The sequence below is a fragment of the Streptomyces sp. NPDC019443 genome, assembly GCF_044389785.1.
Classification (GTDB): domain Bacteria; phylum Actinomycetota; class Actinomycetes; order Streptomycetales; family Streptomycetaceae; genus Streptomyces.
This window is the reverse complement of record NZ_JBIRYJ010000002.1, coordinates 1-13,082: the sequence shown is the minus strand read 5'-3', so window position 1 is coordinate 13,082 and position 13,082 is coordinate 1. Positions and strand designations below refer to the sequence as shown.

General features: G+C 69.8%; 15 protein-coding genes and 1 pseudogene. 7 read left to right on the top strand and 9 right to left on the bottom strand.

Going from position 1 to position 13,082, the window contains the following annotated elements:
* Positions 1–2 precede the first annotated feature (2 nt).
* Complete coding sequence (locus tag ACH492_RS06185; protein WP_398983369.1) at positions 3–371, top strand: VOC family protein; 369 nt, start codon at positions 3–5, stop codon at positions 369–371.
* Between the two features lie 73 nt (positions 372–444).
* Here the strand turns inward: ACH492_RS06185 and ACH492_RS06180 are convergent.
* The 3 genes and pseudogenes from ACH492_RS06180 to ACH492_RS06170 all read right to left on the bottom strand — a co-directional run.
* Positions 445–801, bottom strand: a pseudogene (locus ACH492_RS06180) (zinc-binding dehydrogenase); the annotation flags it as partial.
* A 166-nt stretch (positions 802–967) separates the two neighbouring features.
* Positions 968–2,227, bottom strand: coding sequence for an Ig-like domain-containing protein (locus tag ACH492_RS06175; RefSeq protein WP_398983367.1), 1,260 nt, complete (start codon positions 2,225–2,227; stop codon positions 968–970).
* A 158-nt stretch (positions 2,228–2,385) separates the two neighbouring features.
* A complete protein-coding gene (locus tag ACH492_RS06170) occupies positions 2,386–2,763 on the bottom strand; it encodes a hypothetical protein (RefSeq protein WP_398983365.1) in 378 nt (125 codons plus the stop codon).
* Positions 2,764–2,871: 108 nt separating this feature from the next.
* On the opposite strand from ACH492_RS06170, the gene ACH492_RS06165 reads away from it, so the two are divergent.
* On the top strand, positions 2,872–3,144 hold the full coding sequence (locus tag ACH492_RS06165) for a hypothetical protein (protein ID WP_398983363.1): 273 nt from the start codon (positions 2,872–2,874) through the stop codon (positions 3,142–3,144).
* Between the two features lie 62 nt (positions 3,145–3,206).
* Here the strand turns inward: ACH492_RS06165 and hutH are convergent, their stop codons facing one another.
* From hutH to ACH492_RS06140, 5 genes are all read right to left on the bottom strand, one after another.
* Positions 3,207–4,778: a histidine ammonia-lyase gene (hutH, locus tag ACH492_RS06160; RefSeq protein ID WP_398984776.1), complete on the bottom strand. Its 1,572-nt coding sequence runs from the start codon at positions 4,776–4,778 to the stop codon at positions 3,207–3,209.
* Positions 4,779–4,864: 86 nt separating this feature from the next.
* Complete coding sequence (locus tag ACH492_RS06155) at positions 4,865–6,031, bottom strand: diguanylate cyclase domain-containing protein (RefSeq protein WP_398983361.1); 1,167 nt, start codon at positions 6,029–6,031, stop codon at positions 4,865–4,867.
* Positions 6,032–6,130: 99 nt separating this feature from the next.
* A complete protein-coding gene (locus tag ACH492_RS06150; RefSeq protein WP_398983359.1) occupies positions 6,131–6,925 on the bottom strand; it encodes an enoyl-CoA hydratase/isomerase family protein in 795 nt (264 codons plus the stop codon).
* A 90-nt stretch (positions 6,926–7,015) separates the two neighbouring features.
* The gene (locus ACH492_RS06145) at positions 7,016–8,104 is read right to left on the bottom strand and encodes an adenylate/guanylate cyclase domain-containing protein (RefSeq protein WP_398984774.1); all 1,089 of its coding nucleotides are present in this window, start codon (positions 8,102–8,104) and stop codon (positions 7,016–7,018) included.
* 300 nt (positions 8,105–8,404) lie between these two features.
* On the bottom strand, positions 8,405–9,262 hold the full coding sequence (locus ACH492_RS06140) for a biotin--[acetyl-CoA-carboxylase] ligase (protein ID WP_398983357.1): 858 nt from the start codon (positions 9,260–9,262) through the stop codon (positions 8,405–8,407).
* Between the two features lie 114 nt (positions 9,263–9,376).
* On the opposite strand from ACH492_RS06140, the gene ACH492_RS06135 reads away from it, so the two are divergent.
* From ACH492_RS06135 to ACH492_RS06120, 4 genes are all read left to right on the top strand, one after another.
* Positions 9,377–10,957, top strand: a complete 1,581-nt coding sequence (locus ACH492_RS06135) for an acyl-CoA carboxylase subunit beta (protein ID WP_398983355.1) — start codon at positions 9,377–9,379, stop codon at positions 10,955–10,957.
* A 33-nt stretch (positions 10,958–10,990) separates the two neighbouring features.
* Positions 10,991–11,197, top strand: a complete 207-nt coding sequence (locus ACH492_RS06130) for an acyl-CoA carboxylase epsilon subunit (protein WP_398983353.1) — start codon at positions 10,991–10,993, stop codon at positions 11,195–11,197.
* A 216-nt stretch (positions 11,198–11,413) separates the two neighbouring features.
* Complete coding sequence (gene mmpB / locus ACH492_RS06125; RefSeq protein ID WP_398983351.1) at positions 11,414–11,542, top strand: morphogenic membrane protein MmpB; 129 nt, start codon at positions 11,414–11,416, stop codon at positions 11,540–11,542.
* Positions 11,543–11,561: 19 nt separating this feature from the next.
* A complete protein-coding gene (locus ACH492_RS06120) occupies positions 11,562–12,167 on the top strand; it encodes a Maf family protein (RefSeq protein ID WP_398983349.1) in 606 nt (201 codons plus the stop codon).
* Between the two features lies 1 nt (position 12,168).
* On the opposite strand, the gene ACH492_RS06115 is transcribed toward ACH492_RS06120, so the two are convergent.
* Complete coding sequence (locus ACH492_RS06115; RefSeq protein WP_398983347.1) at positions 12,169–12,630, bottom strand: hypothetical protein; 462 nt, start codon at positions 12,628–12,630, stop codon at positions 12,169–12,171.
* A 356-nt stretch (positions 12,631–12,986) separates the two neighbouring features.
* Here ACH492_RS06115 and ACH492_RS06110 point away from each other — a divergent pair.
* Positions 12,987–13,082 (top strand): biotin carboxylase N-terminal domain-containing protein (locus ACH492_RS06110; protein WP_281179312.1); only part of this gene is annotated, 96 nt, incomplete at its 3' end.

Genomic DNA, 13,082 nt, shown 5'->3' with positions numbered 1-13,082 from the left:
TCATGATTGACCACATCGCGGTGCAGGTGGATGACCCGGCGGCCAGTGCCGTCTTCTATGACCGTGTGCTGGCCCCGCTCGGCGGCACCCGGCTGCTCGACTTCGGCGAGGTGATCGGCTGGGGCACGACGCAACCGACGTTCTGGATCAGCCCGGTGACGACGGAGGGGCAGCCGCGCGAGGTGCACATCGCGTTCGCGGCGGCCGACCGCGCGGGCGTACGAGCGTTCCACGCGGCGGCCGTCGAGGCGGGGGCGGAGGTGCTGCACGAGCCACGGGTGTGGCCCGAGTACCACCCGTCGTACTACGGGGCGTTCGTCAGGGATCTGGACGGCAACAACGTGGAGGCGGTCTGCCATAGGCCGGAGTGAAGCTTCAGCCCCCGGTCGCGGCGGGTCAGGGCTCGCCTGATCCGCCGCGACCGGGGCACTTGGCGCGACCGGCTCAGTCAGCTCGGATCGTCGCCGTGTCGATCACGAACCGGTAGCGGACGTCACTCGCCGGCACCCGCGCGTACGCCTCGTTGATCTGGTCCGCGCGGATCAGTTCGATCTCCGTGCCCAGACCGTGTTCGGCGCAGAAGTCGAGCATCTCCTGGGTCTCGCGGATACCGCCGATTCCCGAAGCCGCGAGGGTCTTGCGGCCGGCGATGACGGAGAACAGGTTGAGCGAGACGGGCTCCTCGGGAGCGCCCACGTTCACAAAGGCCCCGTCCGTCTTCAGCAGTCTCAGGTACTTGTCCAGTCGAAGCGGCGCGGAGACCGTGGAGACGATCAGGTCGAAGGTGACCGCGAGTTGCTGGCCGGCTGGGGCGTGGACGAGGCGGCGGACGCCGACGCGACCGAACGCGGCTGGAGCTTCGCGCGGAAGACCGTGGCTCGGTCCCGCAGCGACGAAAGCGGCGGCACCCCGGGCAGGGGCACCGCCGCTTTCTCAATCCGTTTTCTCAATCCGTACGGAGCCTGGCTCAGACCGCGGATCCGGCCTTCCACTGGCTCCAGTTCAGGTTCCAGCCGTTCAGGCCGTTGTCGGGCTGGATGACCCGGTCCTTGGAGTTCTTCACGATGACGACGTCGCCGACGATCGTGTTGTTGAACAGCCAGGCGGCGGGCTGGTTCGGGTCGCCCGCGCCCTTGACGTCGTTCAGGCCGACACAGCCGTGGCTGGTGTTGGCGCTGCCGAAGATCGAGTCGGCGCCCCAGTAGTTGCCGTGGATGAAGGTGCCCGACGTGGACAGCCGCATCGCGTGCGGTACGTCCTTGATGTCGTACTCGCCCTTGCCGTCGTCGTCCGTGAAGCCGACAGTCGCGCCGTTCATCCGGGTCTCCTTGAACTTCTCGGAGACCACCATCTGACCGTTGTAGGTCGGGTTGTCGGAGGAGCCCGCGGAGATCGGGATGGTCTTGATCGTCTTGCCGTCCTGGGTGACCGTCATGGTCTTGGAGGAGGCATCGACGGTGGAGACCTGGTTGCGGCCGATCTTGAAGGTGACCGTCTTCTGCTGGACGCCGAAGACTCCGTCGGCGCCCTCGACGCCGTCGAGGTTCAGCTTCAGAGTGACGGTCGAGCCCTCCTGCCAGTACTGGTCGGGGCGGAAGTCGAGACGCTGCCCGTTGAACCAGTGGCCGACGACCTCCTGGCCGCTGCTCGACGTCACGGTGATCCCGGACTGGACGGCCTTCTTGTCGGTGATCGCCTTGTTGAAGTTGATCGACACCGGCATGCCCACGCCGACGGTGGAACCGTCCTCCGGCGTGAAGTTGCCGATGAAGCTGTTGGCGGGCGAGACCGTGGTGAAGGAGGAGTTCTCGTGGGCCTCCAGGCCCTCGGCGTCCTTCGCCGTCACGGCGATCTTGTACGTGGTGGAGCGCTCGAGCTGTGCGTCCGGCTTCCAGCTCTTGCCGTCGGCGGCCAGCGTGCCCTTGACGCTCTGACCATCGGCGGTGGTCATGGTCACCTGAGTCAGGGTGCCGTCACTGACGGTGACTTTGGCGTCATTGTTGATGCCGGTGTTGGTCGCGCCGTTCTTGGGCGAGATGGTTATTCGGGCCTTCGAAGCGTCCTTCGCGGCCGCCTCGTCGACCTGGGCCTGTGACTTCTTCGAGCCTTCGGCGCCCTTGTCCCCGTCGCCGCTGCAGGCAGACATCACCAGCACGCCACCGAGCACGGCGGACGCGGCCATAAGGCCCCTGCGCCGCTTGCTGTCCGTTATCACACGCTTCTCCATCGTCGCCGATTCCCCTGACCCACACCTTGAAGAACACCCATACCGAGCTGTCCGGTTCCACATCACATTTGGATGTGGGGAAGACCACTTACCGATCAACGGACGCAACCGCGGCCCCCGGCGGTTGCACCACGGCACGAAATCAGCCGGGCCCCGGTTCACCGACGGTCTTCGTCGCCGCCCTCGTCGCCGTCTTCATCGCCGTGTTCGTAGGCCTGGCTCCCTCCATCTTCCTCGTCGAGCTCCCAGTCCTCCGCATCGGGGTCGTAATCGATCTGCTCACTGCTCCAGGATGCCTGGGCGAGCTCCACCCCAGGGACGTCGCTGACCAGGTCGAAGGGGTCCACGAGATAGGCGATGGCCTCGGCCTCGTCCTCGCGTACGGCCGACTCGGCGTGCGTACGCTCCTCGTCGGGCATGAACTCGTCCGCCGCGATGCGGTCGAGGGCGGCGCCGGTCAGCTCGCCGGGGTCCCCCACCTCAAGCACCAATTCCACCCGCAGCCGCACATAACGTGATGTCTCAGAAGTGGTCATACGACGGAGGGTAGGCCTCTCACCCCTGCGGCTTTCCCCCGACCCGCTGCTTTCATTAGCATCAACGCACCCGCCCAATTCGAGGATGCCTCAAGGGGGATCGAGTCCGTGTCCGTCGCACGTCGACCGCTTCTGACCGCCACTGCCGCAGGGACTCTGCTGTGCGCGCTGTGGTTCGTTCCCTCGGCGAATGCCACCGCCGAGCGGGAAGCGGTGCAGAGACAACACAGCGGTGCCGCCGCGTCGTCGCAGGGGCTGACTCTCGCCGACACGGGCACCGTGGACACGACTCCGTATCTGGTCGGCGGGACGGCCTTCCTGGGGATCGGCGTCGGCTTCGTGACGTACTCGGTGCGCCGCCGCGGCGCCTGGCAGATGTGACGATTTTTGTGTGACGTGTACGGGAAGGGCCGCCCGGATGGGGCGGCCCCTCCACGTGCGCGCTAGGCCAGCGGGCCGGTCACCGGCTCCACGGCCGCGATGAGCTTTCCGCCCCGTACGAACGCGTCCGCGGCCTCCAGGTCGGGCGCGAGGAAACGGTCCGGGCCCGGCCCCTCGACGCCTGCCGCGCGCAGCGCCTCGATGGCGGCCCGCGAGGCGGGCGCCGGGGTCAGACCGCGCCGGAGCTCGATCGCCCGGGTCGCGGCATAGAGCTCCACGGCGAGGATCCGGCTCAGGTTGTCGACGGTCGTGCGCAGCTTGCGCGCGGCGGACCAGCCCATCGAGACATGGTCCTCCTGCATCGCCGAGGACGGGATCGAGTCGGCCGAGGCCGGCACGGCGAGCCGCTTCATCTCGCTGACCAGGGCGGCCTGCGTGTACTGGGCGATCATCAGGCCCGAGTCCACGCCGGCGTCGTCGGCGAGGAAGGGCGGCAGCCCGTGGCTGCGGTTCTTGTCGAGGAGCCGGTCGGTGCGGCGCTCGGCGATGGAGCCGAGGTCAGCGGCGGCGATGGCCAGGAAGTCCAGGACGTACGCGACGGGCGCGCCGTGGAAGTTGCCGTTGGACTCCAACCGACCTCCCCCAGAGCCGTCGGCCTGGGAGGTACCCCCATGGAGTACGACCGGGTTGTCGATGGCGGAGGCGAGCTCGCGGTCGGCGACAAGGCGGGCATGGGCGAGGGTGTCCCGCCCGGCCCCGGCGACCTGCGGGGCGCAGCGCACCGAGTACGCGTCCTGGACGCGGGGCGCTTCCTCCTCCTGGAAGTGGCCGGTGAGCCCGGAGCCCTTGAGCACTGCGCTCATATTGGCGGCGGCGGCGGCCTGGCCGGGGTGCGGGCGGATGGCGTGCAGTTCGGGGGCGAGCACCTTGTCGGTGCCGAGCAGCGCCTCCAGTGACAGCGCGGCGGTGATGTCGGCGGTGACGTAGAGGCGCTGGAGGTCGGCGAGGGCCATGACCAGCATGCCGAGCATGCCGTCGGTGCCGTTCAGGAGGGCGAGGCCCTCCTTCTCGCGGAGCTCGACGGGCTCAATGCCGTGCGCCGCGAGCAGCTCACCGGCGGGCTTCACGATCCCGTCGGGGCCCTCGGCGTCGCCCTCGCCCATGAGGGTGAGCGCGCAGTGGGAGAGCGGGGCGAGGTCGCCGGAGCAACCGAGGGAGCCGTACTCGTGGACGACGGGCGTGATCCCGGCGTTCAGAATGTCCGCCATGGTCTGCGCAACCTCGGGGCGTACGCCGGTGTGGCCGGAAGCCACGGTCTTCAGGCGGAGGAACATCAGCGCGCGGACGACCTCGCGCTCGACGCGCGGGCCCATGCCGGCAGCGTGCGAGCGGACGATGTTGCGCTGGAGCTGGGCGCGGAGCTCGGGGCTGATGTGCCGGGTGGCGAGTGCGCCGAATCCGGTGGAGACCCCGTAGACGGGCTCGGGCTTGGCGGCCAGGGCGTCGACGATCCCGCGTGCCGCGGCCAGGGCGGCGACGGCCTCGGCGGAGAGCTCGATCCGGGCGCCTTCGCGGGCCACGGCGATGACGTCATCGGCGGTGGTACCGGACGTCCCCACCACGACTGTTTGCATATCCATATTCAGCAGCGTACGGACTGAATCTCAACCTGTCACTACTGCCGGCCGGGTAGACCCCTTACTGCAATGTCACACCACCGTCAGGGCTCGCTCCAGGGCTCCTCGGCGTCCTGTGGCCGTACGCCCCGGAAGGCGCGGCGCTCGTGCGGCGGGCGCGGCGGGGCGTCCGCGAGGCGGATCACGGTGCCGTCGCGGCCGGCGACCACCGGCTTCGGGGAGCGCGCCGCCTTCGCCCGGTACTGAGCCGCGTCCGCGAGCCGGAACAGCCGGCGGGAAGAGCGGACCTGCCCGATAGGGTCGCCGGTCGACGCGACCCCGCACGCCACTCCCTCACCCAGCTCCAACTCGCCCGCGCGGACGCAGAGTTCGTCCGCGACGTGGACCACCTCGTCCGCCGCGGGGCCCACCGTGACCAGGCAGAACTCGTCCCCGCCGAGCCGCGCCGCGAGCGCGCCCGGCAGCATCGCCCCGCACAGCGAGAGGACCGAGCCGAATCGTTCGAGCAGCCGGTCACCGACGGCATGGCCGTGGGTGTCGTTCACCTGCTTGAGGCCGTTGATGTCGCAGACGACGAGGCTGACGACCGAGCCGTCCGCGCGATGCCGCTCAAGGGCCTGGTCGAGCCTTATGTCGACGGCGCGGCGGTTGGCGAGCCCGGTCAGCGGGTCGGTGAAGGCCAGCCTGCGGACCTCTTCGAGGCGCTCGGTCTGGGCGATCCCGGCGGCCACGACGGAGGCGAGCACAGTCGCGAAATCCGCGTCGTCCCGGCCGAACACCGGAGCGTCGAGCGGCCTGGCGACGTACAGCTCGCCCCAGGCGCGCCCATGCAGCACTATCGGTGCGACGACGCAGCAGCCGCGGCGGCGCCGGCGCAGGGCCGCGACCCTCTGGTGGCAGTAGCCGTGCGCGGGCGTCGCCGGGCCGTCCACGGTCTCCACCCAGGCGTCGGGCTCGCCGCCGCCGGCCCACCGCTCGTGCAGAAACTCTGTGATCTCCGGGAAGCGGTTGACCGGGTAGGTCTCGGACTCGGGGAACTCCTCCTCCTCGGGGACCCGTTCGCCCGCGTTGACGAGGACCTTGAGCCGTCCGAGCTCGCGCTCCCACACCGACAGCGCGGCGAAGGACCCGGCGAGCGCGTCGCGCGCGCCCAGCGCAGCAGCCCGCCAGGACTCGCGCGGGGTGTGCGCGGACGCCATCGCCTGCGCCAGCGCCACTACGGCTCGCAGCCGCCGATCCTCAGCCATCATCCCAGCTTAGGGAGTATTGCCCCACTTCGATCACCTGGGTCGTCCCCGATCCGAAATGCCGACCGAGTCATCCGGTACGTGGTCACTCGCGGTACGTGGTCACTCGCCGGGCCACTGCGGCTTCCGCTTCTCGTTGAAGGCCGCGACGCCCTCGGCCCGGTCCCCGGAGAAGGCGACCGAACGCCAGGCGGCATCCTCCACCTCGAGACCCGCCCGCAGATCGAGCCCCTGCCCCAGCCGCAGCGCGCGCTTGGCGGCGCGCAGCCCGACGGGCGAGTTCGCGGCGATCCGGGCGGCGATGGCGAGCGCCTCGGTCCTGGCGTCGTCCGCCAGCTGATCGACGAGCCCCAACTCCCGCGCCTCGGCGGCCTCCAAGCGCCGTGCCGTATAGACCAGCTCGGCGGCCCGCGCGGCCCCGACCCGGCGTGGCAGCAGCTGCGTCCCGCCGCCGCCGGGGATGACACCCACGGACACCTCGGGCAGCCCCACGACGGCGGTGCCGTCGGCCACGATCAGATCGCAGGCCAGCGCCAGCTCGAATCCCCCGCCGAGCGCGAAACCGTGCACAGCGGCGACGGTCGGCATGGGCAGCTCGAGCACCCCGGTGTAGGCGGCCCGCGCGGTCGGCCGCTGGCGCACCAACTCGGCATCGGAGAAGGAGTTCCGCTCCTTGAGATCGGCGCCGACGCAGAAGGCCCGCTCATGGGTGGAGGTGAGGACGGTGACGCGCACGCCCCGGTCGGCGGCGAGCGCGTCGCAGGCGGCGGCGATGGAGCGGGCCATCTCGGTCGAGACGGCGTTCATGGCCTTGGGCCGGTCGAGCACCAGCTCGGCGACGTGCTCGTGCCGGCGTACGACGACGAATTCCCCGAACCGCTGCTCGGACTCGGACATGACGGCACCCTCCCTGGGGGTTTGGGGGGAACCCCCAAAGCACAGCACGATGGTTCACCGGATCATAGGCGCGCGGGGGCGCCCCCGGACTCAGCCCCTGCGCGACAGCAGCCAGGGCTCGACGACTCCCAGGCCGCGGACCGGGCGCTGCCACATCGGCTGGAGGGCGAAGCGGTACGAGGGGGGCTCCTCGCCCTCCTTCTCGGCCGCGGCCGCCTCCTCCGCCGCCTCCGTCTCGGAGGTGGGCGCGTCGCCCGTACGGACAAGTTCCTCCGCGAACGCGCCGTCCACCAGCACCGCGTCCTTCGGCGCTATCGATGTCAGCCGACTGGCCAGGTTCACCGTCGTACCGAAGACATCGCCCATCCGCGTGGTGACCGTCCCGAAAGCGATGCCGACACGCAGTGACGGCATCGACTCGTCGTGAGTCATCGTCTCTATCAGCCGCAGCGCGATCTCCGCCGCCGTGCCCGCGTCGTCCGCCGCGTACAGGACCTCGTCGCCCAGCGTCTTGATCAGGCGGCCGCCGTGCGCCGCGACCAGGTCGGCCGAAGTGGTTTCGAACGCCTCGACCAGCTCGCCCAGTTCCTCTTCCTCGAGCCGTCGCGTCAGCCGCGTGAAGCCGACGAGGTCCGCGAAGCCGACCGCGAGCCGACGGTCGACCATCTCCTCGTCGTCCGCGGCCTGGACCACACGCCCGGTGGCCGCGGCGAGCTGGCGGCGCCAGACGTACACCAGGAACTCCTCCAGCTCCGGCAGGAGCAGCTCCACCAGGGGGTACGTGACTTCCGTGCGGGTCATCCCGGGCTCGGGCGGCTCGGTCAGGCCCTCCAGAAAGGAATCGATCTGCCATTCCGCCAGCCGGGCGGTGGTCTGCCCGGTCGAGCGGGCCACCTGGACCGCCATCGGCTCGCTCAGCAGGCCCGCCTCGACCAGACCGGCGAGCCGCCGCAGGGCCAGCACGTCCGCCTCGGTGAGCGCCTTCGCCTGGCCGATGTCGGCGAAGCCCATCGCCCGCCAGAAGCGGGAGGCCAGCTCCATCGAGACACCGGCCGTACGGGCTGCCTGAAACGGCGTATAGCGCCGGTCCGCACCGAGAATCAGCTGCTCGAGGCGGATCGCCAGCGGGTCGTGGGTCGGCTCCGCCGTGTGATCGACCTCGTGGTGCGGCGGGTGCACGGAGGAGGATCCGGAATACGGCCCGGAAGAGGGTCCGGAACCGGAAGACGCCCTGGAAGAGGAAAGGGCAGAGGACGTGTCCGACGACGCGGATGTCTCGTCGGACGATGAACTGGACGAGGCGGACGCGCCGGAGGAGGAGTCCGACGGCGGCTGCGCGCCCTCGCCGGAATTGGTGTCGTCGACGGTCACCAGCCGCCTCCTGCCCGTTCCCTGCGCACTGCCCTGCCGATCTGTCGCTCGATCGCCTCAACGATACGGCAGGTGTGCCCTGGCTCACGTCCTGGTCGTCGTACCCGTTCAGCCGGTAGGCCGCAGGTGCACGATGTCGCCCGCGCTGATCGGCTGGTGCTCGCCGTCCTCTGTGGCCAGCACCAGCCGCCCGTCGCCGTCCAGGGCCACCGCCTCGCCGGTGACCGAGCGGCCGCCCGGCAGCTCGGCCCGTACGGTCTGTCCCAGCGTCGCGCAGCCCGCCGCGTACGCCGCCTGCAGCCCCGAGGGCCCCGGGTCGCCGCCCGCCGCGCGCCAGTCGCCGTACCACTGCTCCAGCGAGCGCAGCACCGCCCGCAGCAGCGGGTCGCGGTCCGTGGAGATCGCGTTCGCCAGGCCCAGGGAGCCCGCGGTGGGGACCGGGAGTTCACCCCCACGCAGGGTGACATTGACGCCGATGCCGATGACGACCGCGTCGTCCCCCGCACGCTCGGCGAGGATCCCGCCGGTCTTGCGCTCCTCACCGCCGACTTTTACCAGCAGGTCATTGGGCCATTTGAGGGACAGGTCGACTCCCGCGGCCCGCGCGAGGCCGGTCGCGGCCGCCACTCCGGCGAGCAGCGGCAGCCACCCCCAGCGCTCCACCGGGACGCCCGCCCCGGGCCGCAGCAGTACGGACAGGAACAGTCCCGAGCGCGCGGGGGACGTCCAGGTCCGGTCCAGCCGCCCCCGCCCCGCCGTCTGCTCCTCGGCGACGAGCACCGCCCCCTCGTCCAGGGACGCGGCGCGGGCCGCCAGGTCGGAGTTGGTGGAGCCGGTCGATGCCACGATGTCGAGCGAGGTCCACAGCCCGCCCGGCTGTAGCAGCGCACGGCGCAGCATGGGCTCGTTCAGCGGCGGCCGGTCGAGGTCGGACCAGCGGCTCTCGGGCGCATTCTCAGGCGTCATGCAAGCCAGGTTAGGTGTGGCAAACGCCGCACTGCTGAGCGCCATGCACGCCGATACGCTACGTGTCAGTAGCCATTCCGCTTGACGTTGACCAGGACAGGGAGCCGCATCCCGATGTCGGAGTCCGAGATTGACATCCACACCACCGCAGGAAAGCTCGCGGACCTGCAGCGCCGTGTTGAAGAGGCGACGCATGCCGGCTCCGCCCGCGCGGTGGAAAAGCAGCACGCCAAGGGCAAGTTGACTGCCCGCGAGCGGATCGAACTGCTGCTGGACGAGGGTTCGTTCGTGGAACTCGACGAGTTCGCCCGGCACCGGTCCACCGACTTCGGCATGGAGAAGAACCGTCCCTACGGCGACGGTGTGGTCACCGGCTACGGCACGGTCGACGGCCGCCCGGTGGCGGTCTTCTCCCAGGACTTCACGGTCCTCGGCGGCTCCCTGGGCGAGGTCTTCGGCCAGAAGATCATGAAGGTGATGGACTTCGCGCTGAAGACCGGCTGTCCCGTCATCGGCATCAACGACTCCGGGGGCGCCCGTATCCAGGAGGGCGTCATGGCCCTTGGCATGTACGGGGAGATCTTCCGCCGCAACACCCATGCCTCCGGCGTGATCCCGCAGATCTCGCTGGTCGTCGGACCGTGCGCGGGCGGCGCCGTCTACTCCCCCGCGATCACCGACTTCACGGTGATGGTCGACCAGACCTCGCACATGTTCATCACCGGACCCGACGTCATCAAGACGGTCACCGGCGAGGACGTCGGCTTCGAGGAGCTGGGCGGAGCCCGTACGCACAACACCACCTCGGGTGTCGCGCACCACATGGCGGGCGACGAGAAGGACGCCGTCGACTACGTCAAGTCGCTGCTGTCGTACCTGCCGTCCAACAACCTCTCCGAAGCACCGGCCTTCCCCGAGGAGGCCGACCTGGAGACGACCGACGAGGACCGCGAGCTCGACACCCTCATCCCCGACTCCGCGAACCAGCCCTACGACATGCACACGGTCATCGAGCATGTGCTGGACGACGGCGAGTTCCTGGAGACGCAGACGCTGTTCGCGCCGAACATCGTCACCGGCTTCGGCCGGGTCGAGGGCTACCCGGTCGGCATCGTGGCCAACCAGCCGATGCAGTTCGCCGGCTGTCTGGACATCAACGCCTCCGAGAAGGCCGCGCGTTTCGTCCGCACCTGCGACGCCTTCAACATTCCCGTGCTGACCTTCGTCGACGTGCCCGGCTTCCTGCCCGGCGTCGACCAGGAGTACGGCGGGATCATCCGGCGCGGCGCGAAGCTGATCTACGCCTACGCGGAGGCGACGGTCCCGCTGATCACGGTGATCACGCGGAAGGCCTTCGGCGGCGCGTACGACGTCATGGGCTCCAAGCACCTGGGCGCCGACCTCAATGTGGCCTGGCCGACCGCGCAGATCGCGGTGATGGGCGCGCAGGGCGCGGTCAATATCCTGCACCGCCGCACCATCGCGGCCGCCGACGACCAGGAGGCGACCCGCGTCGAGCTGATCCAGGACTACGAGGACACGCTCCTCAATCCGTACATCGCGGCCGAGCGCGGCTACGTGGACGCCGTGATCATGCCGTCGGAGACGCGGGCGCACGTCGTGCGGGGCCTGCGTCAGCTGCGTACGAAGCGGGCAAGCCTGCCGCCGAAGAAGCACGGCAACATCCCTCTGTAAGCGCACAAACCCATAAGCCTGGAAGGAGCCGCTGTGATCAAGGTTGTACGGGGCAATCCGACGCCGGAGGAACTGGCCGCCGCACTTGCGGTTGTTCAGGCGCGCGCCGCGGCGATGGCCTCCGCGGTGGAGGGCGCCGCGGCGCCGCCCGAGCAGTGGGCCGACCCGGCGCGCATCGCGCGCAGCCGCAGGCCGCTGCCGGGGCCGCGCGCGTGGGCGCGTACGTACTGGCCGGTGTAGGGCAGGGCAACGAGGCTCCGCCCCACACCCTGGTCGTCGATCGCCGGACGGGCTGCTCTTCAGCCCGTCCGGCTGATCCCATGGCAGGCTGCGCACCCCTAACGGAACATCAGTCCCATTTGCTCGCTTCGACACCTGAAATTAGTCCGTTGTCACCCCGGCGGTTGAGTACCCGTACTCAGGCGCCGTCCACGACCCGGCAGCAGGATCGAAGGCATGCTGTGGTCCGACCCGGAGGACGAGCCCCCAAAGGAACTGCGCGAGACGCAAGCCATGATGCGCCGCGTGGGCCTTGTGCTGGCGCTGGCCATGGTGCTTGGGATGTTCGTGCTCGGCCTCCGCTGACGCCACCTACGATGACCCCATGACCGCTCAGCGCCCCCGCCTCGTCCTCGGTTCCGCCTCCCCCGCCCGGCTCAATCTGCTGCGCCATGCCGGACTCGCCCCCGAGGTGATCGTCAGCGGCGTCGACGAGGACGCGCTGAACGCGCCGACCCCCGCCGAGCTGGCCCTGGTACTCGCCGAGGCGAAGGCAGCCGCCGTGGCCGCCCGTCCCGAGGCCGCCGACGCTCTCGTCATCGGCTGCGACTCGATCCTCGAACTCGACGGCGAGGCCCTCGGCAAGCCGGCCGACGCGGAGGACGCCACCGCCCGCTGGAAGGCCATGCGCGGCCGCTCGGGCGTCCTGCTGACCGGCCACTGCGTGACCGACACCGCGACCGGCCGCAGCGCGTCCGCCACCGCGTCGACCACGGTGCGCTTCGGCGACCCGACGGACGCCGAGATCGCCGCGTACGTCGACAGCGGCGAACCGCTGCATGTGGCGGGCGCGTTCACGCTGGACGGCCGCTCGGCGCCGTTCATCGACTCCATAGAGGGCGACCACGGGAACGTGATCGGCCTCTCGCTGCCGCTGCTGCGCGGGCTGCTGGCCGAGCTCGGTTACTCGATCACGGACCTGTGGGCGTAGTTCAGGCTGTGGCGGGGGCCTCGGTCTCCGCCCCGTTGCCGTTCTCGGCGCCGGTCCCCCTCTTCTTCTCCTTCTCCTTGCCGTAAGACACCAGCGTCAGCACGATCAGCGCCAGCACGACCATCAGGAACGCGAACGCGTCCCACCCCACGAGCCCCACCGTCAGCGCCCCGAGTACCCCGTGCACGATCGCGCAACTGATCAGCAGAATCCGGGCGAGACGCCCCGGGGCCCGGTCGCGCAGCCCCATCACCAGACACAACACGCCACACGTCGCCAGATACAGGCCGAAGACCCCGCCCATCACCCAGGTGCCGACGACCATCGCGCCCGGGTCCAGGTCGGCGAGCGACATGTTCTGGTTGTCGACCAAGGTGGCGAGGATGCCGTTGATCAGCACGATGCCGACGGCCTCCACCAGCAGAACAATCGCGGCCACCACGGCCACCGGTCTGCGCGCCACGGCGCCCCCAACCCTCTGTTACCGGAAGTACGTACGACAGCGTGAACGCTACTAACGGGTAAAGGGCAGGACAAGGGTTCCGGCACGCTCGGTCCCGCAGCAAAGAATCATTGGGCCATTCGTAGGGACTCGACAAAGAAACGTCATCCGTCGCTGGCCTCTCGAACAGAGACCTGTGCCACACCCGAGGGCTACTGTTCGAGGGAGGAACCCGTCGTACCGTGGTGCGACAAGGGATTTCGTGACTTGCGCGAGCCTCGAATCACGCTCCGTGTGGGCAAGCTCACCATTGGGGATGGGTCGAAAGGCCGTGTCGGCAGTCCCTAAACTCAGCTTGTTTCAAGGAGGGAGCCATCGTGCGCAAGGTGCTCATCGCCAACCGTGGCGAAATCGCTGTTCGCGTTGCCCGTGCATGCCGGGACGCCGGGATCGGGAGCGTAGCCGTCTACGCC